The sequence below is a fragment of the Streptomyces sp. ISL-87 genome (assembly GCF_018614095.1).
Taxonomy (GTDB): Bacteria; Actinomycetota; Actinomycetes; order Streptomycetales; family Streptomycetaceae; genus Streptomyces.
Genome location: NZ_JAGGOY010000006.1, coordinates 20,084 through 43,709 on the forward strand (window position 1 = coordinate 20,084; position 23,626 = coordinate 43,709).

The window sequence follows — 23,626 nt, forward strand, 5'->3', positions numbered from 1 at the left end:
GCACGTGCTCACTGTCGGTGACAAGTTCCCCACCTACGACCTGACCGCTTGCGTCTCGCTCGAGGCCGGCAGCGAGTTCGCGCAGATCGACCACAAGACCTACGAGGGCAAGTGGCGTGTGGTGTTCTTCTGGCCGAAGGACTTCACCTTCGTCTGCCCGACCGAGATCGCTGCCTTCGGCAAGCTGAACGACGAGTTCCTCGACCGTGACGCCCAGATCCTCGGCGTCTCCGGCGACTCCGAGTTCGTGCACCACGCCTGGCGCAAGGACCACGCCGACCTGCGTGACCTGCCCTTCCCGATGCTGGCCGACTCCAAGCACGAGCTCATGCAGGCCTGTGGCGTGCAGGGCGAGGACGGCTTCGCGCAGCGCGCCGTCTTCATCGTCGACCAGAACAACGAGATCCAGTTCACGATGGTGACCGCCGGTTCCGTGGGCCGTAACCCCAAGGAGGTCCTGCGGGTCCTCGACGCCCTGCAGACCGACGAGCTGTGCCCCTGCAACTGGAACAAGGGCGAGGGCACCCTGGACGCCGGCGCGCTGCTGGCCGGTGAGTGACGGATGTCCCTCGACTCCCTCAAGTCCGCCATACCGGACTTCGCCAAGGACCTGAAGCTGAACCTCGGCTCGGTCATCGGCAACAGCGACCTCCCGCAGCAGCAGCTGTGGGGCACGGTCCTGTCCTGCGCGATCGCCGCGCGCTCCCCGCGGGTCCTGCGTGAGCTGGAGCCGGAGGCGAAGGCGGCCCTGTCGCCGGAGGCGTACACCGCCGCCAAGTCCGCCGCCGCGGTCATGGCGATGAACAACGTCTTCTACCGCACCCGCCACCTGCTTTCCGACCCGGAGTACGGCACCCTGCGGGCCGGCCTGCGGATGAACGTCATCGGCAACCCGGGCGTGGAGAAGGTCGACTTCGAGCTGTGGTCGCTCGCGGTCTCCGCGATCAACGGCTGCGGCCAGTGCCTCGACTCGCACGAGCAGGTCCTGCGCAAGGCCGGCGTCGACCGCGAGACGATCCAGGAGGCCTTCAAGATCGCCTCGGTGATCCAGGCCGTCGCGGTCACCCTCGACGCCGAGGCTGCCCTCGCCGCCGAGTAACACCCCGTACGCCCGTGAAGGGGCCCTGCGACTTCGGTCGCGGGGCCCCTTCACTCGTTCGCGTGGATGCCGTCATAACGGACGGGATGGCCGGGATCGCCCTACGATAATGGTCTCGACACCAGCCACCAGGAGGCGCCATGTCTGCCGCAGCAGTCGAGCACCCCTTTGCCGACGAACCACCGGAGAACCTGCTCGAAACGGCCAACCGGCTCATGGAGAAGCTCCCCGGTCATCGCGTCGAGATCATCGGAGGAGTCATCACCGTGGCCCCACCCCCGGACTTCAAGCACGCATGCGCCCTCACCGATCTCATGATCCCTTTCTATGCAGCCGGATTGCACGGAGGAGAGACGATGATCGCGCAGGGCGTCGGTGTCTGGCTCCCTGGCGGTCCGCAAGACTATGCCATCCCGGACTTCGTCCTGGTCGACGCCGATATCGAAGACCATCTCATCAGCAACAACTGCTACGACCCCGCATGCTTCCGTCTGGTCCTGGAAGTCACCAGCAGCAACTTCAACAACGACCTCCGGAACAAGGTCCGCGCTTACGCGGAGGCCGCCATCCCCGTCTATGTCATCGTCGACCGCAAGAGCAACCGGCTGCACGTCCTGACCGACCCTGCCGACGGCGACTATGCGAGCCACAGCCTCTACGCGCCCGGCCAGCAGGTCACGCTGCCCGACTCCATCGGCGCCAAGGTCACCCTCGACGCCGCCGCCGTGCTCCTAGCCGGCAGCGGCCGAGGCGACACGCCCGACGAGACCGGTTGAGCTCAGGCCCGCTGATCCCCCGTGGCCTCCCGGGCCGCCGTTTCAAGGGCCGTCGAGCCGTGCGGGGCCGCGCCGTTCGGCTGCTGGTCGCGTGAGTACGCCTTCAGGTAGCCCACCACCGTGTTGGTGACGGCGACCAGCGGAACGGCGACCACCGCTCCACCGATCCCGGCGATCATCCCGCCGGCGGCCACCGAGAGCACCACCGCGAGCGGGTGGACCCGTACCGCCCTGCCCAGGATGAAGGGCTGGAGCACGTGCCCCTCGATCTGCTGCACGGCCAGCACCACGAGCAGCACCATCAGCGCGATGAACGGGCCCTGCGTCACCAGTGCCACGACCACGGCGAGGGCGCCGGAGACCACGGCCCCGACGAGCGGGATGAAGGCGAACAGGAAGATGAAGACGGCGAGCGGCACCGCCATCGTCACGTCGAGGAAGTACAGGCCGAGGCCGATGAAGATGGCGTCGATGAGCGCGACGAGGACCGTGCCGCGGACGTACGCGGTCAGGGTGCGCCAGGCGCGCGGCCCGGCGCCCGCGACACCCGGCCGGGCCGGCGCCGGGACGAGGCCCAGCACCCAGGTCCAGATGCGCTGGCCGTCGTAGAGCAGGAAGAGCGTCGAGAACATCGCGAGCAGGATGCCCGTCAGCACCTCGACGAGGACCGTCACGCCTTGCAGGCCGGCGGAGGTGATCTGCTCGGTGTTGGTGCCGATGGTCTCGCTGAGGTTCTTCGCGATGTCGTTGATCTGCTTCTCGGTCACGTGGAACGGACTGTCCAGCGCCCAGAGTTTGAGTTCGTTGATGCCGTCGCGGACCCGGTCGGAGAGGTCGTCGAGGTTCTCCATGACCTGCCAGACCACGAACCAGCCGACCAGCCCGATGACGACGAAGCCGAGGATCGCGGTGACGGCGGTGGCGAGCCCGCGCGGCAGGCCCAGTCTGCGCAGCCGGACCACGAACGGCTGGAGCAGCGCGGTGACGAGCATCGCGGCGGCGAAGGCGAGGACGACCAGGCGGACTTCGCTGATCACCTTCATCAGCACCCAGAGCATCCCGGCGAGCAGCAGGAGCCGCCAGCTGGCCTCGGCGGCTACGCGAAGGCCCCACGGGACGGCGCTGGCCGGGTCGGGGCGCTCGCGCGGGCCGCCGTCGACGGGGACCCCGTCGACGTGGGCCGGGGGCGCGGCGACCGTGGGGGCTGCCGGGACCTCGGGGACTGGGGGGACTACGGGGACCGCGACGGGGGTTCGGGGCACACCGGCGGTCTCGGCCTCGACTTCGGCGCGCCGCTCGTTGAGCAGCGCCTCCATCCGGTTCAGCCGGCTCCCGAGCCGGCCCAGCCAGCCTGCCCTCTTCGTCATGTCGTTCCCTTCCCCCCGCCCGGCCCGCTGCTCGGTGGCACCTCGCACGACCGTACACGTGAGGAGCCCCGCACCGTATGACGGTGCGGGGCTCCCCGAGGTTGAGCGGGCGGGCGGCGCGAGGCCGGCCTGCCTAGTACCAGCCGTTGGCCTGGTGGAAGTTCCAGGCGCCGCACGGGCTGCCGTAGCGGTCGTTCATGTAGCCCAGGCCCCACTTGATCTGCGTGGCGGGGTTGGTGCGCCAGTCGGAGCCGGCCGAGGCCATCTTCGAACCGGGCAGCGCCTGAACCAGACCGTACGCGCCCGAAGACGAGTTCACGGCCTTGTAGTTCCAGGTGGATTCCTGGTTGATGATGTTGGAGAAGCACTGGAACTGCCCGGACGGGACCATCTGCTGGGCGATGGCCTTGACCTGGGCGACCGTGTAGGAGCTCTGGACCTCGAAGTCGCCGGCGTCGCGGGCGGCGGAGCGGCTGGCAGCCTGCTCCTTCTCCTCGCGCTCCTTCTTCTCCTGAGCGGCCTTCTCGTCCGCGGCCTTCTGCGCCTCCGCCTTCTTGGACTTGGCGTCCTCGGCGGCCTGGATGCGGGCTGCCTCCTCCGCCGAGCGCTTGGCGTCGGCGTCGGCGGCGTGGGCGATGGCGTCGGCCTGCTGCGTCAGGGACGCGCTCTGGACCATCGCCTGCTCGCCGACCGGGATGTCAGTGAGGAGAGTCGCGCCGGACGCGGTCGTCTCGAGGTCGTTCGAGGCGGGGTCGCCAGTGGCAACGCCCACGACTGCGCCGACGGTGGTGACCGCAGTGGCCGAAGCCACGGCGAATCCCCGGACCGAGATCCGGCTCACACGGTGTCCTTCCAGCAGCGTCCGCAGTGACCGCGCGGGCGCAATAGTGCCCCTTGACACTGGCCTCCGTGGTGGTGCGGTCACTGGAGGCGCGGGCCCGTGGGCAACTCCCTTGCGGGGAGCGCCGCGTGAAGCTCGGGCGGCATACGGCGGTCGACTCTGGAGTTATTGGTGCTGCGCGTATCCACAGGGGATACAGGTGTGCCGTATGCGGGGCCTGACGGAAAACAGACTCTGCCGGACCCCGACACCGCAAGGCAATTCTGTGTTGCGTGTGAAAGGTCACACCTGGCATGTCGTCGCTGTTTTGGACAAAGGCCTGTGCAGGACGACGCCGCCCGGCTAGGCTCTCGGGCCTTTGCCGGGCGGCGCCAACTCACTTTTCCGCTATGGTGGATTTACCCCCTTCGCGATTACAGCGATTCGAGCATCTCGGTGACCAGCGCGGCGATCGGGGAGCGCTCGGAACGCGTCAGCGTGACGTGGGCGAAGAGCGGATGCCCCTTCAGCTTCTCAACGACGGCCACCACTCCGTCGTACCGGCCGACCCGCAGGTTGTCCCGCTGGGCGACATCATGGGTCAGAACGACCCGCGAATTCGCCCCGATTCGGGACAGAACGGTCAGCAGGACATTGCGCTCCAGCGACTGCGCCTCGTCCACGATCACGAAGGCGTCGTGCAGCGAGCGCCCCCGGATGTGCGTGAGGGGCAGGACCTCCAGCATCCCGCGGTTCAGTACCTCTTCGATGACCTCGCGCCCGGCCACGGACGAGAGGGTGTCGAAGACCGCCTGCGCCCAGGGGCTCATCTTCTCGGACTGGTCGCCGGGCAGGTAACCCAGCTCCTGCCCGCCCACGGCGTACAGCGGCCGGAAGACCATCACCTTCTGATGCTGCCTCCGCTCCAGTACGGCCTCCAGGCCCGCGCAGAGCGCCAGCGCCGACTTTCCGGTGCCGGCCCGGCCGCCCATCGAGAGGATCCCGATCTCCGGGTCGAGCAGCAGGTCCAGCGCGATGCGCTGCTCGGCACTGCGGCCGTGCAGCCCGAAGGCCTCGCGGTCGCCCCGTACGAGCTTCACATTGCCGTCCGCCGTGACCCGGCCCAGCGCCTTGCCGCGCTCGGACTGGAGGACCAGTCCGGTGTGCACGGGCAGTTCGGCGGCCTCGGGTACGTACAGCCGCTCCTCGGAGTAGAGGAGGTCCACCTGCTCCCCGGAGAGGGAGATCTCGCTCATGCCGGTCCAGCCGGCGTCGGTGATCGCGAGCTCCGCCCGGTACTCCTCGGCAAGCAGCCCCACGGAGGAGGCTTTGATGCGCAGTGGGAGATCCTTCGAGACGACCGTGACGTCGTAGCCCTCGGCCTGGAGATTGCGGGCGACCGCGAGGATCCTCGAGTCGTTGTCCCCCAGTCGGAAGCCTGCCGGCAGGACACCGGGGTCGGAGTGGTTGAGCTCGACACGCAGGGTGCCGCCCAGATCGCCCAGCGGGATGGGGGCGTCGAGGCGACCGTAGCGAACCCGGAAGTCGTCGAGCAGGCGCAGGGCCTGACGGGCGAAGTAGCCGAGCTCGGGATGGTGCCTCTTTGCCTCCAGCTCGGTGATCACCACGATCGGGAGCACGACCTCGTGCTCGTCGAAGCGGGAGATCGCGTTGGGGTCTGCCAGCAGGACGCTGGTGTCGAGGACGTAAGTCCGCCTGTCGGGCAGGCGGCGCTTTGTGCTGGTCACCACGGAAGGACGTACCCCCTCGGAAGAGGTCGGGCCATGAAGACCGGACCGGTCATCGGCACCCATGCCAGGGCCGATTTCCGGCCCTCCCACTCCGTCCGTGCGAACCGCACGTGCGTCCTGGTGCAAAGGGCCTCCCGGGCGGACGACCCCATGCCGTCCGCTGAGACTCGACACCCGTGGATCGGGCATCGACCTGAAAGGGATATTCCCCGAACAGGCCCGGCCATGCCATGGCATATGACGGACGCTCGGTGAATCCCTGGTGAAGGCCTCGCGAGGGGGGCAGACGGGGCAGAGGGGGGGGCGCCCGAGGGGCCCGAGGGGGCGTCAGCTCGTGGCGTGATCCCCGGGGATCAGGTCCCGTACCGCCGGTGGCGGGCCGCATAGTCGCGCAGCGCCCGCAGGAAGTCGACCTTCCGGAAGGCCGGCCAGAAGACCTCGCAGAAGTAGTACTCGGAGTGCGCGCTCTGCCAGAGCATGAATCCGGACAGGCGCTGCTCGCCGCTGGTGCGGATCACGAGGTCCGGGTCGGGCTGGCCGCGCGTGTAGAGGTGCTCCGCGATGTGGTCGATGTCCAGGATCTCGGCGAGCTCCTCGAAGGAGGTGCCCTTCTCGGCGTGCTCCAGCAGCAGGGAGCGGACCGCGTCGGCGATCTCCTGGCGGCCGCCGTACCCGACGGCGACGTTGACGAGTATCCCCCCGACGTCGCGGGTGGCCGCCTCGGCCTCCTTGAGCACGGACTGGGTGCCCGCGGGCAGGATGTCGAGGTTGCCCACGTGGTGCACGCGCCAACGGCCGTCCGCGGCAAGGCCCCGCACGGTGTTCTCGATGATGTTGAGCAGCGGGCGGAGCTCGACCTCGGGCCGGTCCAGGTTGTCCGTGGACAGCATCCACAGGGTGACGACCTCGACGTCCGTCTCGGTGCACCAGCCCAGCATCTCGGAGATCTTGTCGGCGCCGGCCTGGTGGCCCTGCTCCGTCGTACCACCGGACGCCTTCGCCCAGCGCCTGTTCCCGTCCAGGATGACGCCGATGTGCTTGGGCGCCGCGTCATGGTCGAGGCGGCCTTCCACCCGGCGTGCGTAGAGCCTGTACACCAGGTCGCGCAACTTCACGATCTTCGAGCCCCTCCGTGCAATGCCCCCGTGCGGATTGTGGTCTCCCCCGAGGGCGCCACATTACTGCGAGCGGGGAGGCCCGGCCCACCTCGGCCTGTCAGAAGTCCGTGATAGGGAGGACAACGTGACTGATACCAATCTGTACCGGGCAGACGCTACCCGCTATGACTCCATGCACTACCGCCGCACGGGGCGCAGCGGTCTCAAGCTCCCGGCGATCTCGCTCGGCCTCTGGCACAACTTCGGCGACGACAAGTCCCTGGAGTCCCAGCGGACCATCCTGCGCCGCGCCTTCGACCTCGGTGTGACCCACTTCGACCTGGCGAACAACTACGGTCCGCCCGCCGGTTCGGCCGAGCTCAACTTCGGAAAGATCTTCGCCCAGGACTTCGCGCCCTACCGCGACGAGCTGATCCTCTCCACCAAGGCCGGCTACTTCATGCACGAGGGGCCGTACGGCGAGTGGGGCAGCCGCAAGTACCTGATGAGCTCGCTCGACGCCTCGCTGAAGCGGATGGGCGTCGACTACGTGGACGTCTTCTACTCGCACCGCTTCGACCCGGACACCCCGCTGGAGGAGACCATGGGCGCCCTCGCGTCCGCGGTCCAGCAGGGCAAGGCGCTCTACGTCGGCGTCTCCTCGTACACCGCGGAGCAGACGGCGGAGGCGGCGCGGATCCTGCGCGAGATGGGGGTGCGTCCGCTGATCCACCAGCCGTCGTACTCCATGATCAACCGCTGGACGGAGGACGACGGCCTGCTGGACACGCTGGAGGAGGCCGGCATGGGCTGCATCTCCTTCGTGCCGCTCGCGCAGGGGCTGCTGACCGGCCGGTACCTCAAGGGCATCCCGGAGGGCTCGCGGGCCACCCAGGGCAAGTCCCTCAACCTGGACTGGCTGCACTCGGACGAGGTCATGCGCCGCCTGAACGGGCTGAACGACATCGCCGCCCGCCGCGGTCAGACGCTGGCGCAGATGGCGCTCTCGTGGGTGCTGCGCGACGAGCGGATGACGTCGGCGCTGATCGGCGCGTCGAGCGTGGCGCAGCTGGAGGAGAACGTGGGGGCCCTGGCCGGAGCCCCGCTGTCCGAGGAGGAGCTGAAGGAGATCGACACCTTCGCCGTCATCCCCGCGGACACGAACCTCTGGGCACAGCGCGGGTGACCTGCGCTTTTGCGTGAGGGGCGGGGGGAAGAAAAAACGGGCCGGTCCGTGGGGGGGATACGGACCGGCCCGAGGGGGGGGTTCCACCATAACCCTTCGTAAAGCGTAATGCGTGCATTGGCGCTGAATGATTACGCTCCGAATCCGCCCAGCAGCACTCCGGTGAGGGCCCCGGCGGCCATGAAGGGGCCGAACGGGAACGCCTGCTTGTGCCCCCCGGGGCCCCGCAGCACGAGGCCGAGGCCGTACATGGCCCCGTAGGCGAAGCCCAGGAAGGCCCCTACGGCCCATACCCCCCACCCGTACCACCCAAGAGCGACCCCGAGCGCGAGCGCCAGCTTGACGTCGCCGAAGCCGAGGCCGGCCGGGTTGATCAGGAAGAGCACCAGGTACGCGCCCCCGAGCGCGGCCCCGCCCAGCAGGGCGAGCCGCCAGGACCCTGCGGCGCCGGGCAGCAGGGCGGCGGCCCCGAGCGCGGCGGCCGTGAGGGCGGCGAGGGGCAGCGTCAGCACGTCGGGCAGCCGGTGGACGGCCAGATCGACGAGCGCGAGCAGCACGAGCAACGGCACCAGCCCGACGTACACCCCCACCTCGGGCCGCCCCCCGCCCCCCGCCGCGAGCACCCCGCAGACCACGCCGGTCAGCCCGGCGGTCCGGGCGGCCCGAGGCCCGTACCGGTGCACGCCCCCAGCCCGGGCGGCGCGTCGGCCGCCCGCATGCGGGCGCCGCTGCGCGGCGCCCGACCCAGCCTCGCCGGGGCCCAATCCAGCCTCGCCGGCGTTTGAGGCGCGGGGCCTGGGGCGGAGCCCCAGAAGCCCGGGCGCAGCCCGGGGCGGCTTGCGCGGCGGCGGCGGCGCGGCACCCGAGGACGGCTCCAGCCCCGCAGGGACCCGGCAGCGGGCGCGCCCGAGCCAGCCCGGCACCGGATGCCCCTCGGGGCAGCGGTCGCGCCAGGGCTCCCCCGGTTCGACCGACAGGCGGTACACCGCGCGCGGCACCAGCAGCCCGGCGGCCACGCCGTATCCGGCGGCAAGGATGATCACGACCACGCCCATCCGCCGACCGTAGGCCCCGCCACCCCCAGGGGCATGGGCCCGGGGGCCCATTCACCCCCAAGTCCCGCTCACCGGATCAGGCCGGGCCTAGGCTGACGCCGCACGCACCGGCCAAGGGGGACGCACAGCATGCGGCAACACCACCGACACCAGCAGCGCCAGCGGCACTGGCACGACGGCGAGGCCGCCCTCACCGTCGGCACGGACCCGGCGCCGATCCCCCTGGAGATCGCCGCCTCCTACCGGGCCCGCACCCGCGGCCTGCTCGGCCGCGACGGCATCACCGGGGCGCTCCTGCTCACCCCGGCGGCCTCCGTGCACACCTTCCGGATGCGGTTCCCCATCGACGTGGCCCACCTCGACCGGAATCTCCGCGTCATCTCCCTGACCACCATGCCCCCGGGCCGCCTCGGCCTCCCCCGGCTCCGCTCCCGCCACGTCCTGGAGGCGGCGGCGGGCGCCATGGCCGGATGGGGTCTGCGCGTCGGGACCCAACTGGACGTGCACCCCACGGGCCGTCTCAACTCCGGCTAGGCGTGACCCCGCCCCGGCGGTAGGTTGGGGCGGTTGAGCTGGGGTGTCAGGGGAGCGGCATGACGGAGAACGCGCGGATCAAGGCGCTGGAGCAGATCATGCCGGCGACGCACGGCGCCGACGAGGACATCGACTGGCGGGCCGCCGAGGCGGCTTGGGCCATCCGGTTCCCGGCCGATTTCGTCGCCTTCATGGGCCGCTTCGGCGCGGGCTCCATCAACGGCGAGGCCAGCATCCTGCTCCCCCTGCCCAAGCCCGGACTCCAGTGGGATCCGGCCGAGATGGCCGAGGAGACGGACAACGCCCGGCAGGTCTGGGAGGCGGAGGGCGGCCGGGCCGCCTTCGACGTGGACCCGGAGTCGATCATCGCCTGGGGGGTCACCGGTGGATCCGACATCCTGTGCTGGCTCGCCACCGACCCCGACCCGGACCGCTGGCCCGTACTGGTGGTCGGCCGCCACACCGCCGACTCCTTCGCGGTGTATCCGTACGGAATGGCCGAATTCCTCTACCGGCTGTGCTCCGACGAGTTCGACATGAGCCCCGTCAGCATCACCTTCTGGGACGGTGGCCACCTGAGCTTCGTCCACTGGCGCAAGGCCCAGCGCCGCTGGCAGGAGGGCCGCAACCCCGAGACGGGCGAGCCCGACCCCTACGCGGGCGAGTTCGCGGACTGACCCACCGAAAGCCGTTCAGACCGTCCCAGCCGTCCCAGCCATCCCAGCCCACCCCAAGCCCCACCCCAAGCCCCGCCCCAAGCCCGTTCCATGGCCGGAAACGGGCGTTTCGGCATGTCTACGCGCGTCGGAATTGTTGATCACATATCGGAAAACACCATCCGGAAAAGCCGCACTTGGAGCAATGACCACAAGTGCGCCCCCAATGGAATCAACCGCCCTCAGCCAGGAGAGAATTCCGGCCAACGGGCCACGGACGGACACCCCAGCCCGGAGCAACTCATAAGCAGTAACGGGACTCAAAAGAAATTCAGGGGAATCCACCCGTGCGACGAAGAATCTTCGGTACGGCCGCGAGCGCGGTTGTGCTTGGTCTGCTGATACCTCTTGCCGGCTGCGGCAGTTCCGGAGACGACGCAGGTGGCAGCGGTGTGCTCCGTCTGGTCGCCGCCGAATACGGCGATACTCCGGCCACCAGCTCCAAGGCTTTCTGGGACAAGGTGACGGGAGATTTCACCGCCGCCAACCCCGACATCAAGGTCGAGGTCCGGCTCCTGCCGTGGGCCGACATCGACCGCGAGGTCTCCCGTATGGTCAAGGCCGGCAAGGCGCCGGACATGGCACTGATGGGCGCCTACTCGGACTTCGCGGCCCAGGGCAGGCTCTATTCCGCGGACGAGCTTCTCTCGGTCAGCGCCGAGGCGAACTTTCTCCAGCCGCTGGCCGAGGCCGGCTCCGTCGGCAACACCCTCTACGGCCTGCCCTTCGTGGCGAGCAGCCGCCTCCTCTTCTACAACCAGGCCCTCCTCTCCAAGGCCGGGGTCGACGCCCCCAAGACCTGGTCCGACCTGAAGTCCGCCGCCAAGGCGCTCAAGGACAAGGGCGTGAAGATCCCCTTCGCGCTGCCCCTGGGCCCCGAGGAGGCGCACGCCGAGGCGATGATCTGGGAGCTGAGCAACGGCGGCGGCTACGCCGACAGCAGCGGCAACTACAACCTGGCCTCCGACCAGAACATCCAGACCTTCCGCTGGATCAAGGACAACCTGGTCAGCACCGGTCTGACCGGCCCCGTCCCGCCGTCCCAGCTCAACCGCGCCGACGCCTTCGCCGCCTTCGTACGCGGTGAGGTGGGCATGCTCAACGGCTACCCGTCGTTGGCGCACGAGGCGCGCGCCAAGGGCATCGACGTCCGCACCGTGACCATGCCGGTCTCGGACACGCTCGGCTCCGGGGAGACCCCGCCGACCGTGGGCGTGGCCGACTGGATGATGGCGTTCAAGCAGAACGGCAAGCGGGAGCAGATCGGCAAGTTCCTGGAGTTCATCTACCAGGACAAGAACCTGTCGGACTTCGCGGGCCGCTACCACCTGCTGCCCTCGACCGTCTCCGCCGCGCGCACCCCGGCCGGGGGCGGCCTGGACAAGAACGACGAGTACTTCCTGACCGCCCTGCGCGGCGCTCAGCTCTACCCGGTGAACGACCCGTCCTGGGTGACGGTCAGCGACACCATCAAGCGGAACATCGGCCGCGCCGTTGAACCGAGCGGCGACGCCAAGGCGGTCCTCGAAGACATCGCCAGCAAGGCGAACGAGGCCAGAAAGCAGCACTGAACGACCTGAACGACCTGAACGGCCCCCTCATCCGGGACCTTCGCCCCTGCCGCACCCCACCCCTTGCGGCATCATGGCTGCTACGGCTCTTGATCCAAGGCCGCGGCCCAGCCGCCCGTCGAGCACCCACAAGGTGCGCGGGGCGGCCGGCCACCACCCGCCTCAGCCCTGGCGCCCTACGGCTGCTCCCCGTTGCCGGACGAGAACGCGGTCCGGTACTGCTCGCAGCTGGAGTCCCAGCGCAGGGTGCCCGTCAGCGTTCCGTACCCGGAACGGGTGACCGACCACTCCACCGTGTATTCGCCGGTGTCACACGCGATCCGCTTCCCGCCCGGGACCCGTTCCCGCCCGGTGGCAGGACGCCCGTCGAGCTCGCGCCGCACTTCGGCGGCCTTGGTCCGGTCGGGGGCGCGCAGGATGGCGTGCACGACGATCGGGTGCTTGCCCTCCTTGGTCGTCACCGCCTTCTTCACGACCGTCGAGTCCGACACCGCCCACGCGAACTCAAACGACGGCTGCCACGCCAGGGACTTGGGGTCGGGGACCTGCCGCTCGTAGTCCGGGGCGCCGGAGGGGCCGGGGCGGGTCACCGTCTTGTACTGGACCCCGGGGTAAAGGCGGAACTGCCCTTCCACCTTGTGCATCTCGTCCTTGGTCCACATCGACTTCATGTTCTTCTCGCCGCCGCCCGGGTCCTGGAGGTAGGTCCCCTCGGCGGCGGTGGCCCCCTGGCCGAGGAGGGGGGCGAGAGCCGCCGCGGCGGTGACGAGGACGAGAGCGGCGATGCGGGTGCGCTTCATGCCCGGTCCAACCGAGCCTTCCGGCCGGCCGGAACGACGCCGGGCGCGCGTTCACCCGTAGGAAAGCGGCTGCCGGCATCGGAATTGACATAGTCCCGCACGCCAGGAATATCAGCAGATGACCGCCCGTTGGCCGAGCGAGAACGTCAGAAACGATCTACGGGGGATCCCATGAGTGCGAGTGCGGGTGTGAGCGTGAGTGTGAGTGTGAACGGCACGGTGGCGGCGGGCTGGGAGTCGGTGCGGGAGGAGTTCGCGGCTTTCGCCGCGGCCGAACCGCACTCGCCCGAGGCCCAGCTGGTGGTGCATCACCACGGCCGGCGTGTGGTCGACCTGGCCGGCGGGGACACCGCCGCTGACACCCTGACCGGGGTCTTCTCCATCACCAAGGGCGCGGCCCACCTGGTGCTGGCACTGCTCGTGCAGGACGGCGTACTGGAGCTGGACCGTCCGGTGTCGGCGTACTGGCCGGAGTTCACGGGTGACGGCAAGGAGCTGCTGACCGTCCGCGAGCTGGTTTCGCACCGGTCCGGGCTGATCAATGTGGACGAGGGATTCTCGTACGAGGAGATCGCGGACGACTCCCTGATCGCGGCGCGCCTCGCGGGGCAGAAGCCGTTCTGGGAGCCCGGAAAGGCCTACGGCTACCACGCGTTCGTGATCGGCGCGCTGACCGGCGAGGTCGTGCGGCGGGCGACGGGCAAGTCCCTCCAGGAGGTCTACGAGGAGCGCATCCGCGCGCCGTACGGGCTGGACCTGTACATGGGGCTGCCGGCCGGGGCAGCGGACCGCTGGAAGCCGGTGCTGGAGATGCGGCCGACGCCGGAGCAGTTGTCGGCGCAGGCGGCGGCGGACGGACCGGCGCTGTCGGAGCTGCTGCCCGTCGCCTTCAACGCGCACCGGGAGCCGCCGATGGACCTGGTCGCGTACGCCAACCACCCGAAGGTGCGCTCCCAGGGCCCGGCTTCGGCCGGCGGCATCGGTACGGCGCGCGGCGTCGCGGGAATGTACGCGGCGGCGATCAGCGAGCTGGACGGCCGGGCTCCGCTGCTGAAGCCGGAGACGGCGGCCGAGTTCGCACGGCTGCACACGCCGGGCCCGGACCGGGTCACGCAGGAGGCGGACCACTTCGGGCTGGGCTTCGAGCAGCAGCCGGCGGTGGGCCCGGAGGCCTTCGGGCACAGCGGCGCGTCGGGCGGGCAGGCCTTCGCCGACCCGGTGACGGGGATCGCGTACGCATACACGCGCCGCCGTTTCGCCTTCCCGGGCGGCACGGCGGCGGAGAACGCGCGCCTGACGGCGGCGGTACTGAAGGTGGCGCGGGCGCTGTAGCGGCTTGTGCGGCCGGCCGGGGCGGCTCAGGCCTGGCCGGTCTCGAAGCGGCTGATGCGCCCGTCGGCGGTGACGTCGAACCGCCAGGCGGTGCGCATCTCGCCCCACGTCTCGTTCCGGTAGTCGACGACCAGGGCGTGGCCGCCGTCGGACTCGGTCTGGACGTCCATGTGTCCGCCGGAGGAGAAGATCTCCTTGTCGGCCCACTGGCCGAGGTCGCGGTCCGAGCCGTCGTCGGACATGGTCGCGTTCGGGGTGAGGAGTGCGCTGAAGGCGTCCCGGTCACCCGCGTTGACGGCGACGACGAAGGCCCTCACGGCGGGGACGGTCAGCTTTTCGGGAGCGAGCACGGGGCGGTCCTCCTGGGTCGGGGGTACGGGACTGCGCACGGAGTCCCGTACGGGAGTGCGTACGGGGCTGCGTACGGGAAGGTGTGCGCGCGACCAGGAAACACCGTGGGTGGCTCCGGGACGGCCACCCTCACCCGTTCGCAGCCGGACGGCGTGTCAGGAGGGGTTCGTCGGATTCGTCGGATTCGACGGGTTGGAGGGGGCGGCCGGGGTCTCGGAGGCGTCGGGAGCCGTCCGGACCGGGAAACCGGTCGGGCGGCCCTGCTCCTTGAGCCAGGACAGCACCTGGTCGAGGGCCTCGACGGTCTGCGTGCGGTTGCCGCCGCCGTCGTGGAAGAGGACCGTCGGGCCGTTGCCGATCTCGCGCTTCACCGCGTTGACGATGGCGGCCACGCCGGGCTTGTGGAAGTCCTTGGTGTCGACATTCCAGCCCAGGGGGCGCATGCCGTTCGCGGCGGCGATCCGCCGGCTGTCGGGGGTGAACGCCCCGCCGGGAGCCCGGTAGTACTCGACCTTCGCGCCGCCGCCCGCGGCCTCTTCGATCAGCTTCTTCGCGTCCAGGATCTGCTTCTCCTGGTACCCGACGGGCTTCTTGTCCATGGTGGTGTCGTGGTCCATGGTGTGGTCGCAGAGCCGGTGGCCGTCCGCGACGACCTTCCTGACCAGGTCGGGGTGGGCCTTGGCCTGCGGGCCGACCATACAGAAGGTGGCCTTCACGTCGTGCCTCTTCAGGACGTCGAGGACTTGCGGGGTCCAGCGGGGGTCGGGGCCGTCGTCGATGGTGATGTTGACGGCGTTCCCGCCGCTCTCCGACGCGTGGGCGATGCCCTCGGGGACGCGGGGCCCGCCGCTCGCGGGGGCGTCCGTACCGCCCTTGCCGTTCTTGCCGTTCTCGCCCGCCGGTATGTCCGTCTGCCGCAAGGCGTTCTCGTGCGGGGTGTGGTGGTCCGGCGCGACGAGGAACGCCACTCCCCCCACTGTCGCCGCCACGGCTGCGGCCGCTGCCGCGATGGCTATCCGGGCCCGTGTGCCCTGCCTGCGTGTGCGTGCCATGAACAGCATGAACCGTCCCCTCCCCATGCGCCGTTGCGACCGCTCTGTGGGTCAGGACGTCGGCCGACACGGAGGGGGTTCCCGGCGATTCCGCCCGTGTACGCAGAAGGCCCGGCTCCCGGGTGGATCCGTCCATCCACCGGCAGCCGGGCCGCTTTCTTACTGCTTTCCTCTTACTGCTTTCCTCTTACTGCTTTCCTCTTACTGCTTTCTTCCTACTGCTTTCTTCCTACTGCTTTCTTCCTACTGCTTGTACGTCGATCAGTGCGCGAGAGACTGCGGAGCCGGCGCCACCTTCGCGTCCGCGTCCGCGCCACCGTCGCCGTCGCCACCAGCGGCACCACCACCGTCACCGTCGGAGGCGGGAGCGCCGCCCTTCAGCGGTACCTCCTTGACGAACCAGGCGGCCACGAAGCCCAGTACGGCGATGACCGCGCCCAGCAGGAAGGCCGAGTGCGTACCGGAGGCCACCGCGTGCTGGTAGGCGTCGCGCACCGTCTCCGGCAGCTTCGCCAGGCTCGCCGCGTCCAGCTGGGCCGAACTCGCGGCGGCGGCGGCCTTCGGGCCGAGACGGTCGGACATGGTGTTCGTGACCTGGGTGGTGAACAGGGAGCCCATCAGGGCCACACCGAAGGAGCCGCCGAGCGTACGGAAGAGGGTGGCCGAGGAGGACGCGACGCCCATGTCCTTCATGTCCACGCTGTTCTGCGCGACCAGCATGGTGATCTGCATCAGGAAGCCGAGCCCGGCGCCGAGCACGGCCATGTACAGGCCGGAGACCAGGCGGCTCGTGTCGGTGTCCATCTGCGAGAGCAGGAACATCCCGACGACCATGAGGGCGCCGCCGATGATCGGGAAGATCTTGTACTTGCCGCTGCTGGTGGTGATGCGGCCGGCGACCATCGAGACGACCATCATCGAGAGCAGCATGGGCAGGAGCAGCAGGCCCGAGTTGGTGGCGGAGGCGCCCTGCACGGCCTGCTGGAACAGCGGCAGGTAGAGCACGCCGCCGAACATCGCGAAGCCGACGAGGAAGCCGATCGCGCACATCAGCGTGAAGTTGCGGCTGCGGAAGATGTGCAGCGGCATGACGGGCTCGGCGGCCTTGGTCTCGACGTAGAGGAACGCGACGAGCGACACGATGCCCAGGATGATCAGACCGGCGATCTCGGCAGACGCCCACGCGTACTCGGTGCCGCCCCAGGTCGTGACGAGCACGGTGGACGTGATGGCGATGGTCAGGAGCGCCGCGCCCAGGTAGTCGATCTTCCCCACGGACTTCTTCTTGGGGAGCTGGAGGACAGCGGTGATCATGGCCAGCGCCACGGCGCCGAGCGGCAGGTTGATGTAGAAGGACCAGCGCCAGCCCATGTGGTCGGTGATGGTGCCGCCGACCAGCGGGCCGCCGATCATGGCGAGGGCCATCACGCCGGCGATCAGGCCCTGGTACTTGCCGCGCTCGCGGGGCGGGATCAGGTCGCCGATGATCGCCATGACGCCGACCATCAGACCGCCGGCGCCGAGGCCCTGGATCGCGCGGAAGCCGATCAGCTGGCCCATGTCCTGGGCCATGCCGCTGAGCGCGGAGCCGATCAGGAAGATCACGATCGAGGTAAGGAAGGAGCCCTTCCGCCCGTACATGTCGCCGACCTTGCCCCAGATGGGGGTGGAGGCGGCAGTGGCGAGGGTGTAGGCGGTGACCACCCACGACAGGTGCTCCAGACCGCCGAGTTCGCCGACGATCGTGGGCATGGCGGTGCCGATGATCATGTTGTCCAGCATTGCCAGCAACATCGCGATCAGGAGCGCCGTGAGTACGACGCGCACGCTGCGCGGCTTCACCCCCTCCGAGGTCTCCGCCGTGTTCGTTTTCTCAACCATGTCCACTCCCCCTGGCACCCGAGGCTTACTTGCCGCCCGGCTAGTTCACTACACTGGGGAAAGTAGACCCGTCACTAGCCGGTCGTCAAGTAAGTTAAGGGGAGAGTGCCATGTCCAGCAGTAGCAGTCCGCAGCCGCGCAGGGGGAACACGCGCCAGCGGATCCAGGACGTCGCACTCGAGCTCTTCGCCGAGCAGGGGTACGAGAAGACGTCGCTGCGCGAGATCGCGGAGCGACTGGAGGTTACGAAGGCGGCGCTGTACTACCACTTCAAGACCAAGGAAGACATCATCATCAGCCTCTTCGACGACCTGACGCGGCCGATCGACGAGCTGATCGAGTGGGCGCAGGGGCAGCCGCGCACGCTGGAGATGAAGCGGGAGGTACTGCGCCGCTACAGCGAGGCGATCGCGGCGGGCGCGCCGCTGTTCCGCTTCATGCAGGAGAACCAGGCGACCATGCGGGAGCTGACCATCGGCGAGACGGTGAAGCGGCGCCTGTTCACCCTGGTCGACCTGCTGCGCAGGGAGGACGCCCCGCTGACGGACCAGGTCCGGTGCGCCAGCGCGCTGTTCACCCTGCACGCGGGGATGGTCTTCCTCCAGCACGTGGAGGGCGACCCGGAGGAAACCCGCAAGGCAGCCCTCGAAGTCGCGACGGACCTCATCACCCGGGCGCACCAGCAGTAGCCCCACCCCGAACCCACCCGGCGAGCCACGCCACCCCCCTCCTGGGCCACGGCCCCCACCGCCGGCGCGCGGCCCGCGCAGCGCGCCGTGGCCCGTGACGCGCGCAGCGCGGCCCGTGGCGTGCGACCCGTGACGCGTGGCCCGTCGCGCGCGCAGCGCAGCCCGTGGCGCGCTGGGCCCCAAGGCCGCCCCAGATACAGGCCGTTTCCGCCACCACCGACCTCGTCACCATCGGCATCGGCGGCAATTCCATCGGCTTCACCGACATCGTCACGAACTGCGTCGAGCAAGGCATCGCCGCCTTCGGCCTCGGCAGCCCCTGCTCGACGTACTACACCCGCGCCCGCGGCGCCCCCGCCCTCGACCGGGGATTCGCCTCCCTGGAGGCCGACTTCACCGCCACCCTCAACGCCATCAGAACCCGCGCACCGCGCGCCAAGGTGGCCGTCGTCGGCTACCGGGCCGTCGTCGACGACAACACCGGCTGCTCCTGGGGCACATGGCACCAGCTCGGCACCGTCACCAAGGGCGACATGCCCTGGCTCGACACCCTGGAGCGGCGGCTGAACACCGCCAGGGGAATCCCTGGCTCAAGGGCGCCCTCGGCGAAGCCGCCAACGCCGCCGCCCGCACCGACACCTTCCTCGGCGCCCGCTACCGGCGCATCGGCAAACGCCGAGGCCACGCCAAAGCCATCGTCGCCGTCGCCCGCTCGATCCTCGTCATCGCCTGGCACCTGATCAACGACCCCGACGCCCGCTACCAGGACCTTGGCTCCGACTGGCACCAACGCCACCTCAACCCCGCCCGCAAGACCCGCGACCTCGTCCGCCAGCTCCAAGCCCTCGGCCACCAGGTCACCCTCGCCCCCACAGCCTGACCCCGCCCGCCGCCCTGAGCCGACATCCGTTCCGCTCCGCAGAACGGATGCTGCCGCCTGCCCAGCTGAGGCTCGATTTACCGTTCAGCATCCCCTCTCAGGCTCGGCGGACGTACACCCGTTTGGGTGGGGGAGCCGCTTTCGGCGATCCGTGTGGCTGCCATCCCCTTAGCGTGACGGCGGAAGCACGACCTCGGCGCTAGCCTGAAGTGAGGCAGTAGTGAACACACCGCAGCCGCCCGGAGGACCACGGTGACCACCATGACCGAGAAGCCTGCGCCCACTGAACCCATAGGCGCGGAAGCGGGGGCTCAGGGCTTCGATGACCTGCTGCGCACGGTCGAGGAATTGGACACACCAGCCGGCTTCAAGGCCGAGCTCATCCGGGGGAAGATCGTCGTGTCACCGTGGTCGAAGCTTCGTTTCCTGCGGCCCATGCGATCCCTGCGCCGACAACTGGAGGATCACGCCCCGGCCGGCCACATCGTCGAGACCTCACCCTTCCTCTTCCGCTTCCCTGCGGTGGAGCGCGCCTACGGGCCCGATCTTTACGTCGCCGACGAATCCGCCTTCGACGCCGACGGCAGGCACGCGGACGGGGAGGCCCTGTCGCTGGTAGCGGAATTCACCTCGGTCTCCACAAGGGACGCGGACTGGGATGAGAAGCTCGATGTCTACGGGCGGACAGTCCCCGTTTACCTCGTCGTGGACATGGAGGGCCGGGAGATCACCTGTTTCGCGGACCCGTCGTCGCACGGGTACCGGGCCCGTAAGACCGTGTCATTCGGGGCGCCCCTGGCCGTCCCCGCGCCGTTCGACTGCAAGATCGACACCGCCGCATTCTGACCGGCCTCAGCCGCCGATGAACTCCATGAGGTTATCGACGTAATGGTCCGGGTGGGTGAGGTGAGGGACGTGCCCGGCACCCTCCAGGGTCCGCAGCTCCGCCTGCCGCAGCGCACCCGCGAGTTTGTCGATGATCACGGGAAACCACGGCGGACTCTCGGTGCCCCTGGTCAGCAGCGTGGGGCCCGTGTAGCGGGAGAGCCGGGTGAGATCGACCGTCCCCCAGTCCGGGTCGGCCTGTTCGTCCGCGAATGTGGGGGCGTTGGCGACGAACGTCTCACGGACCGGCTCGGGCAGCTGCGCCCACACTCCCGGCCCGAACGCAACGTCTTCGACGAACCGTTCGGCTCCGGCCCGGTCCTGGCCCGCGCGCAGGGCCACGAGAACGGCATCGATATTGCGCTGCGTGGCCTGCATCAGCGGCTGGAGCTCGGGGTTGTCGGCCACGATGCCCATGAGCGGCGGCTCGTGGGCGGTGAGAGTACGGAACAGTTCGGGGCGGCGGGCGGCAAAGGGCTGTCCCGTAATCGTCACGAACTGCGTCGAGCAAGGCATCGCCGCCTTCGGCCTCGGCAGCCCCTGCTCGACGTACTACACCCGCGCCCGCGGCGCCCCCGCCCTCGACCGGGGATTCGCCTCCCTGGAGGCCGACTTCACCGCCACCCTCAACGCCATCAGAACCCGCGCACCGCGCGCCAAGGTGGCCGTCGTCGGCTACCCGGCCGTCGTCGACGACAACACCGGCTGCTCCTGGGGCACATGGCACCAGCTCGGCACCGTCACCAAGGGCGACATGCCCTGGCTCGACACCCTGGAGCGGCGGCTGAACACCGCCCTGAGCGACCAAGCCCGTAAGGCCGGCGCCGTCTACGTCGACACGTACAGCTCCAGCACCGGCCACGGGGTATGCGCGAACGGCGGGGAGCGCTGGATCTACGGAATAAGGACAGCCTGACCGGCAGCGGGACCCAGAGCGACCCGCCGTCCGACCTGTGCCGCTCGATCCCCTCCAACGGCGAGGCCTGCACCGTCATCCACCCCAACCTCCGCGGCACCACCCACAAGGCCGAACTGGTCACCCAGGCCCTCATCGAACTGGGGGCGCCCAGAAGCTGACGACACCCACACCGCCCGGAAGGCAGGCTGACATGTCCAAGATGACGAGCACCAACCGCACTCATCCTGGACCGGAGGGGGACCACACGGTGAGGGCCGCGCTCACGCGGAGAGGTAGCGGAGGGCACCCGACCGGGGAAGCGTCGCCCAGGTGCGGGTCCCGCCGCCCGGCTCGCGGGACTCCCCGAAACCCCACGCCCCGCCACACTCCCGCACCACCGCCGCCATGAGCCGCAGCGCCGCCCGCCGCCGGGCCTCACAGTGGGCGGCCAATCGGGGCTGTGTGTGGGGGGTGTGGCCGTCATAGACGGTCAGCCGGAGCGAGTCGTCTCGATAGCGGACGGAGAGGTACAAACTCCGCCCCGGGTCCAATCGCCGGGAGGCAGCGACCAGTTCACCGGTCACCTGCACGGCGGCCGACGCGAGCGGGTCGAGCCGGTGGGCGTGCAGGACGGCCCGCACGGTGCTCCGGGCGATCTGGGCGCTGTAGGCCTCCCCGGGCACGGTGAGACTGCACGTCAGCGCGTCAGGTGAGGGGGGCGCCCCCTCGTCAGACACGGGTGGGGCCGTGGGACAGACGGCAAAGCTTCCGGGGGCGGGCGGAATGAAGGGGCTGAACATCGCGGACTCCCTATCGTTACGCGGATGACGTGCGACTGCGGTGAGTTCGGCGCGTGGCTGACGCGGGGCGGGGTGTGGCTTGCCCCCGGGCCGTAGGCATGGCCCAGGGATGCACTTCAACTCCCGTTGCGTGAGCGGTGCGTTACCCAATGTAGCGTCATGTCGGACAAATTTGGCCCGCCCAGCGGGAAAAGTCAGCCGCTCATGGCCAGAGGGGCTCTGGACGCGCAAGACTTCACGCCATGACCGCGAGGACAGCCACCACAGAACGCCAGAAGAGGTTGGGGTACGAGCTGCGCAGGATGCGTACGGCAGCTGGGGTCTCCGCCGAGTACGCAGCCGGGCTGCTGGGTGTGGACCGGGGCGCCATCTCCGCCATGGAGTCAGGGGCACGCGCCATCTCGATCGAGCGACTGCGCACGCTGGCCTGCAACTGCGAGGTGACCGACGAGCTGTACATCTCCGGACTGACAGAGATGGCCCAGCCCGCCGGGCGACGGTGGTGGGATCGCTACCGAGGTCAACTACCCCAAAGCTTCCTGGACATCGCGGAGCTGGAGGATCGCAGCATCCGCATGCGCGCTGCCTACTCCGTTCACATGCCCGGGCTCCTCCAGACCTCGGACCATGCACTCGCCGTGTTCCGGATGGTCATCCCAGCCTTGCCGGAACACGAGGTCGCGCTGCGGCTGGCGCTGCGCGTCGAGCGCCAACAAGTCCTGGATGGGGAGAACGCCCACGAGTTCGTCGCCATCGTGCACGAAGCTGCTCTGCGCATGCAGTTCGGCGGCCGTACCGTGCTGCGCGCACAGCTGGACCACTTGCTGAACCGGTCCGAGCAGGACAATGTGACTGTGCTCGTCATTCCGTTCGATGCGGGAGGCTTCCCGGGCGCGGGCCAGACCGTGCTCTACGCGGAAGGTCCGACAGCACAGCTCGACACCGTACAGGTCGACAATTCGCACGGCCCCGACTTCATCCACGCCGAGACGCAACTCGCCAAGTACCGAGCCCACTTCGACCTGATGGAGAAACTAGCGCTGCCCCCAGCGGCCTCCCGGGACTTCATCCGAACCATCGCAAGCCAGCTGTGAGAGGGGACGCTATGCCGACCGTGATCTGGGAAGAGCCGTTCTGCGGCGAAGGAAACTCCTGCTACCGGCTAGGGGTGGACGGGGACGGCAACAGCTACATCGCCATCGCCGGCCAAGAGGCGCAATACCTCACCGACACCGGCGAAGCCCTACGGCAGCTGATCCGGGACATCAAGGCCGGCAAGGCCGACCACCTCCTGGCCGACTAGGGCCACGCGACCGGCATTGCCGCCCAGCTCACAGGTGCCCAGGATCCGCACCGTTTGGACTGGATGGAGCGGCTCGGCCTGGCGCCCGCCCCATCAGGGAACTTCATTCACCACCTGGCTCGCGAATTCCGAAGGGACACTGATGGCCGACATCGCCTGAGAAGAGCCGTACTGCGGCGAAGGACACTCCCGCTGCCGGATCGGGGTGGACGGGGACGGGAACAGCTACATCGCCATCGCCGGCCAAGAGGCGCAATACCTCACCCACAGCACAGACGCGCTGCGGCAGCCGGCGGAGGTACCGGATCGAGGGCGACGGCAGGTGCCGCGGGTATCAGCCCGGTCAGGAGAGCCAGCGGGAGCAGTCCGCGTGCGGCCTTGCCTGCCGCGGCGGATCCCCTCCCTCTGGCTCCGGCCCACCGGCTTTGCATCCAGGTCGATGCCCTCAAGAACAAGACCGTCCGCGGGCCGGCCATCACCAGCCGGCGGTGAGGGTCTGGGCGGCGCCGAAGGTGCCGTTGGCGTTGCCGGGCCACATCTTGAGGGTTCCGGCGGTGTCGCGGGCGATGAGGTCGGCGCGGCCGTCCTTGGTGAAGTCACCCGTGGTGGTCTGGGTGAAATTCCATCCGCTGGTCACGTCGACCGCGCCGTTGAAGGTGCCGCCGGAGTTGTGGATCCACAGCTTGAGGGTGCCGTTGCCGTCGCGGGCCATGATGTCGGCCTGCCGGTCTCCGTTGAAGTCGCCGGCGATGGTCTGGGTGAAGTCCCAGCCCCCGGTGAGGG

General features: G+C 69.4%; 27 protein-coding genes. 15 read left to right on the forward strand and 12 right to left on the reverse strand.

Translation table 11 applies throughout. From position 1 onward, the window contains the following. Positions 1 to 4 precede the first annotated feature (4 nt). The 3 genes from J7I97_RS01415 (at position 5) to J7I97_RS01425 (ending at position 1,875) form a co-directional block, all read left to right on the forward strand. Complete coding sequence (locus J7I97_RS01415) at positions 5 to 559, forward strand: peroxiredoxin (protein ID WP_214930477.1); 555 nt, start codon at positions 5 to 7, stop codon at positions 557 to 559. Positions 560 to 562: 3 nt separating this feature from the next. Further along, complete coding sequence (locus J7I97_RS01420; protein WP_053786237.1) at positions 563 to 1,099, forward strand: alkyl hydroperoxide reductase; 537 nt, start codon at positions 563 to 565, stop codon at positions 1,097 to 1,099. Between the two features lie 140 nt (positions 1,100 to 1,239). Continuing rightward, a complete protein-coding gene (locus J7I97_RS01425) occupies positions 1,240 to 1,875 on the forward strand; it encodes a Uma2 family endonuclease (RefSeq protein ID WP_214930478.1) in 636 nt (211 codons plus the stop codon). Positions 1,876 to 1,877: 2 nt separating this feature from the next. Here J7I97_RS01425 and J7I97_RS01430 read toward each other — a convergent pair whose 3' ends face one another. From J7I97_RS01430 to J7I97_RS01445, 4 genes are all read right to left on the reverse strand, one after another. Beyond that, complete coding sequence (locus J7I97_RS01430; protein WP_214930479.1) at positions 1,878 to 3,242, reverse strand: AI-2E family transporter; 1,365 nt, start codon at positions 3,240 to 3,242, stop codon at positions 1,878 to 1,880. Between the two features lie 133 nt (positions 3,243 to 3,375). Further along, on the reverse strand, positions 3,376 to 4,083 hold the full coding sequence (locus J7I97_RS01435) for a transglycosylase SLT domain-containing protein (protein ID WP_308364003.1): 708 nt from the start codon (positions 4,081 to 4,083) through the stop codon (positions 3,376 to 3,378). Between the two features lie 413 nt (positions 4,084 to 4,496). Next, the gene (locus J7I97_RS01440; RefSeq protein WP_214930480.1) at positions 4,497 to 5,813 is read right to left on the reverse strand and encodes a PhoH family protein; all 1,317 of its coding nucleotides are present in this window, start codon (positions 5,811 to 5,813) and stop codon (positions 4,497 to 4,499) included. Positions 5,814 to 6,166: 353 nt separating this feature from the next. After that, positions 6,167 to 6,928, reverse strand: coding sequence for an isoprenyl transferase (locus J7I97_RS01445; RefSeq protein WP_214930481.1), 762 nt, complete (start codon positions 6,926 to 6,928; stop codon positions 6,167 to 6,169). Between the two features lie 127 nt (positions 6,929 to 7,055). On the opposite strand from J7I97_RS01445, the gene mgrA reads away from it, so the two are divergent. Continuing rightward, complete coding sequence (mgrA, locus tag J7I97_RS01450; protein ID WP_308364006.1) at positions 7,056 to 8,096, forward strand: L-glyceraldehyde 3-phosphate reductase; 1,041 nt, start codon at positions 7,056 to 7,058, stop codon at positions 8,094 to 8,096. A 131-nt stretch (positions 8,097 to 8,227) separates the two neighbouring features. On the opposite strand, the gene J7I97_RS01455 is transcribed toward mgrA, so the two are convergent. Then, positions 8,228 to 9,151 carry an A24 family peptidase gene (locus J7I97_RS01455; RefSeq protein WP_214930483.1) on the reverse strand — a complete coding sequence of 308 codons (924 nt, stop codon included), beginning with the start codon at positions 9,149 to 9,151 and terminating at the stop codon, positions 8,228 to 8,230. 129 nt (positions 9,152 to 9,280) lie between these two features. Here J7I97_RS01455 and J7I97_RS01460 point away from each other — a divergent pair, with 129 nt between their 5' ends. From J7I97_RS01460 to J7I97_RS01470, 3 genes are all read left to right on the forward strand, one after another. Beyond that, entirely contained in the window at positions 9,281 to 9,685 is a 405-nt protein-coding gene (locus tag J7I97_RS01460; RefSeq protein WP_214930484.1) for a DUF192 domain-containing protein, read from the forward strand. Positions 9,686 to 9,744: 59 nt separating this feature from the next. Further along, complete coding sequence (locus J7I97_RS01465) at positions 9,745 to 10,362, forward strand: SMI1/KNR4 family protein (RefSeq protein ID WP_214930485.1); 618 nt, start codon at positions 9,745 to 9,747, stop codon at positions 10,360 to 10,362. 326 nt (positions 10,363 to 10,688) lie between these two features. Continuing rightward, positions 10,689 to 11,972, forward strand: a complete 1,284-nt coding sequence (locus tag J7I97_RS01470; protein WP_214930486.1) for an extracellular solute-binding protein — start codon at positions 10,689 to 10,691, stop codon at positions 11,970 to 11,972. Between the two features lie 176 nt (positions 11,973 to 12,148). On the opposite strand, the gene J7I97_RS01475 is transcribed toward J7I97_RS01470, so the two are convergent. Then, complete coding sequence (locus J7I97_RS01475) at positions 12,149 to 12,772, reverse strand: hypothetical protein (protein WP_214930487.1); 624 nt, start codon at positions 12,770 to 12,772, stop codon at positions 12,149 to 12,151. A 195-nt stretch (positions 12,773 to 12,967) separates the two neighbouring features. Between J7I97_RS01475 and J7I97_RS01480 the strand changes: the two genes are divergently transcribed. After that, positions 12,968 to 14,104, forward strand: a complete 1,137-nt coding sequence (locus tag J7I97_RS01480) for a serine hydrolase domain-containing protein (protein WP_308369294.1) — start codon at positions 12,968 to 12,970, stop codon at positions 14,102 to 14,104. A 26-nt stretch (positions 14,105 to 14,130) separates the two neighbouring features. Here the strand turns inward: J7I97_RS01480 and J7I97_RS01485 are convergent, their stop codons facing one another. The 3 genes from J7I97_RS01485 to J7I97_RS01495 form a co-directional block, all read right to left on the reverse strand. Beyond that, positions 14,131 to 14,454, reverse strand: a complete 324-nt coding sequence (locus tag J7I97_RS01485; protein ID WP_214930489.1) for a nuclear transport factor 2 family protein — start codon at positions 14,452 to 14,454, stop codon at positions 14,131 to 14,133. A gap of 156 nt (positions 14,455 to 14,610) precedes the next feature. Next, the gene (locus J7I97_RS01490) at positions 14,611 to 15,507 is read right to left on the reverse strand and encodes a polysaccharide deacetylase family protein (protein ID WP_214930490.1); all 897 of its coding nucleotides are present in this window, start codon (positions 15,505 to 15,507) and stop codon (positions 14,611 to 14,613) included. Between the two features lie 261 nt (positions 15,508 to 15,768). Continuing rightward, on the reverse strand, positions 15,769 to 17,388 hold the full coding sequence (locus J7I97_RS01495) for an MDR family MFS transporter (RefSeq protein ID WP_251058379.1): 1,620 nt from the start codon (positions 17,386 to 17,388) through the stop codon (positions 15,769 to 15,771). A 110-nt stretch (positions 17,389 to 17,498) separates the two neighbouring features. Between J7I97_RS01495 and J7I97_RS01500 the strand changes: the two genes are divergently transcribed. The 3 genes from J7I97_RS01500 (at position 17,499) to J7I97_RS01510 (ending at position 19,803) form a co-directional block, all read left to right on the forward strand. Continuing rightward, positions 17,499 to 18,077 carry a TetR/AcrR family transcriptional regulator gene (locus J7I97_RS01500; protein ID WP_214930491.1) on the forward strand — a complete coding sequence of 193 codons (579 nt, stop codon included), beginning with the start codon at positions 17,499 to 17,501 and terminating at the stop codon, positions 18,075 to 18,077. A 499-nt stretch (positions 18,078 to 18,576) separates the two neighbouring features. Further along, a complete protein-coding gene (locus J7I97_RS01505) occupies positions 18,577 to 18,957 on the forward strand; it encodes a hypothetical protein (protein WP_214930492.1) in 381 nt (126 codons plus the stop codon). A 261-nt stretch (positions 18,958 to 19,218) separates the two neighbouring features. After that, positions 19,219 to 19,803 carry a Uma2 family endonuclease gene (locus tag J7I97_RS01510; protein WP_251051632.1) on the forward strand — a complete coding sequence of 195 codons (585 nt, stop codon included), beginning with the start codon at positions 19,219 to 19,221 and terminating at the stop codon, positions 19,801 to 19,803. A gap of 6 nt (positions 19,804 to 19,809) precedes the next feature. Here the strand turns inward: J7I97_RS01510 and J7I97_RS01515 are convergent, their stop codons facing one another. Continuing rightward, the gene (locus J7I97_RS01515; RefSeq protein WP_214930494.1) at positions 19,810 to 20,259 is read right to left on the reverse strand and encodes an alpha/beta fold hydrolase; all 450 of its coding nucleotides are present in this window, start codon (positions 20,257 to 20,259) and stop codon (positions 19,810 to 19,812) included. Between J7I97_RS01515 and J7I97_RS01520 the strand changes: the two genes are divergently transcribed. Both J7I97_RS01520 and J7I97_RS01525 read left to right on the forward strand, forming a co-directional pair. Then, positions 20,258 to 20,758: a hypothetical protein gene (locus tag J7I97_RS01520; protein ID WP_214930495.1), complete on the forward strand. Its 501-nt coding sequence runs from the start codon at positions 20,258 to 20,260 to the stop codon at positions 20,756 to 20,758. The genes J7I97_RS01515 and J7I97_RS01520 overlap by 2 nt on opposite strands. Next, a complete protein-coding gene (locus J7I97_RS01525) occupies positions 20,710 to 20,919 on the forward strand; it encodes a hypothetical protein (RefSeq protein ID WP_214930496.1) in 210 nt (69 codons plus the stop codon). The genes J7I97_RS01520 and J7I97_RS01525 overlap by 49 nt, the downstream gene beginning before the upstream one ends. 102 nt (positions 20,920 to 21,021) lie before the next feature. Here J7I97_RS01525 and J7I97_RS01530 read toward each other — a convergent pair whose 3' ends face one another. Next, positions 21,022 to 21,423, reverse strand: coding sequence for an ATP-binding protein (locus tag J7I97_RS01530; protein WP_308369364.1), 402 nt, complete (start codon positions 21,421 to 21,423; stop codon positions 21,022 to 21,024). Positions 21,424 to 21,782: 359 nt separating this feature from the next. Here J7I97_RS01530 and J7I97_RS01535 point away from each other — a divergent pair, with 359 nt between their 5' ends. Together J7I97_RS01535 and J7I97_RS01540 are read left to right on the forward strand one after the other, a co-directional pair. Further along, complete coding sequence (locus J7I97_RS01535; RefSeq protein WP_214930498.1) at positions 21,783 to 22,634, forward strand: helix-turn-helix transcriptional regulator; 852 nt, start codon at positions 21,783 to 21,785, stop codon at positions 22,632 to 22,634. An 11-nt stretch (positions 22,635 to 22,645) separates the two neighbouring features. Further along, the gene (locus tag J7I97_RS01540; protein WP_214930499.1) at positions 22,646 to 22,843 is read left to right on the forward strand and encodes a hypothetical protein; all 198 of its coding nucleotides are present in this window, start codon (positions 22,646 to 22,648) and stop codon (positions 22,841 to 22,843) included. 475 nt (positions 22,844 to 23,318) lie between these two features. Here the strand turns inward: J7I97_RS01540 and J7I97_RS01545 are convergent. Then, positions 23,319 to 23,626, reverse strand: a 308-nt coding sequence (locus J7I97_RS01545; protein ID WP_214930500.1) for a VCBS repeat-containing protein, incomplete at its 5' end; no start/stop codon positions are given.

What these genes read in the sequence shown, in the direction of transcription:
- J7I97_RS01420 (WP_053786237.1), top strand. Translation starts at nt 563, where the DNA reads ATGTCCCTCGACTCCCTCAAGTCCGCCATACCGGACTTCGCCAAGGAC.
- J7I97_RS01425 (WP_214930478.1), top strand. Translation starts at nt 1,240, where the DNA reads ATGTCTGCCGCAGCAGTCGAGCACCCCTTTGCCGACGAACCACCGGAG.
- J7I97_RS01430 (WP_214930479.1), bottom strand. Translation starts at nt 3,242, where the DNA reads ATGACGAAGAGGGCAGGCTGGCTGGGCCGGCTCGGGAGCCGGCTGAAC.
- J7I97_RS01455 (WP_214930483.1), bottom strand. Translation starts at nt 9,151, where the DNA reads ATGGGCGTGGTCGTGATCATCCTTGCCGCCGGATACGGCGTGGCCGCC.
- J7I97_RS01460 (WP_214930484.1), top strand. Translation starts at nt 9,281, where the DNA reads ATGCGGCAACACCACCGACACCAGCAGCGCCAGCGGCACTGGCACGAC.
- J7I97_RS01465 (WP_214930485.1), top strand. Translation starts at nt 9,745, where the DNA reads ATGACGGAGAACGCGCGGATCAAGGCGCTGGAGCAGATCATGCCGGCG.
- J7I97_RS01475 (WP_214930487.1), bottom strand. Translation starts at nt 12,772, where the DNA reads ATGAAGCGCACCCGCATCGCCGCTCTCGTCCTCGTCACCGCCGCGGCG.
- J7I97_RS01490 (WP_214930490.1), bottom strand. Translation starts at nt 15,507, where the DNA reads ATGGCACGCACACGCAGGCAGGGCACACGGGCCCGGATAGCCATCGCG.
- J7I97_RS01495 (WP_251058379.1), bottom strand. Translation starts at nt 17,388, where the DNA reads ATGGTTGAGAAAACGAACACGGCGGAGACCTCGGAGGGGGTGAAGCCG.
- J7I97_RS01500 (WP_214930491.1), top strand. Translation starts at nt 17,499, where the DNA reads ATGTCCAGCAGTAGCAGTCCGCAGCCGCGCAGGGGGAACACGCGCCAG.
- J7I97_RS01505 (WP_214930492.1), top strand. Translation starts at nt 18,577, where the DNA reads ATGGCACCAGCTCGGCACCGTCACCAAGGGCGACATGCCCTGGCTCGA.
- J7I97_RS01510 (WP_251051632.1), top strand. Translation starts at nt 19,219, where the DNA reads ATGACCGAGAAGCCTGCGCCCACTGAACCCATAGGCGCGGAAGCGGGG.
- J7I97_RS01520 (WP_214930495.1), top strand. Translation starts at nt 20,258, where the DNA reads ATGAGCGGCGGCTCGTGGGCGGTGAGAGTACGGAACAGTTCGGGGCGG.
- J7I97_RS01515 (WP_214930494.1), bottom strand. Translation starts at nt 20,259, where the DNA reads ATGGGCATCGTGGCCGACAACCCCGAGCTCCAGCCGCTGATGCAGGCC.
- J7I97_RS01525 (WP_214930496.1), top strand. Translation starts at nt 20,710, where the DNA reads ATGCGCGAACGGCGGGGAGCGCTGGATCTACGGAATAAGGACAGCCTG.
- J7I97_RS01535 (WP_214930498.1), top strand. Translation starts at nt 21,783, where the DNA reads ATGACCGCGAGGACAGCCACCACAGAACGCCAGAAGAGGTTGGGGTAC.
- J7I97_RS01540 (WP_214930499.1), top strand. Translation starts at nt 22,646, where the DNA reads ATGCCGACCGTGATCTGGGAAGAGCCGTTCTGCGGCGAAGGAAACTCC.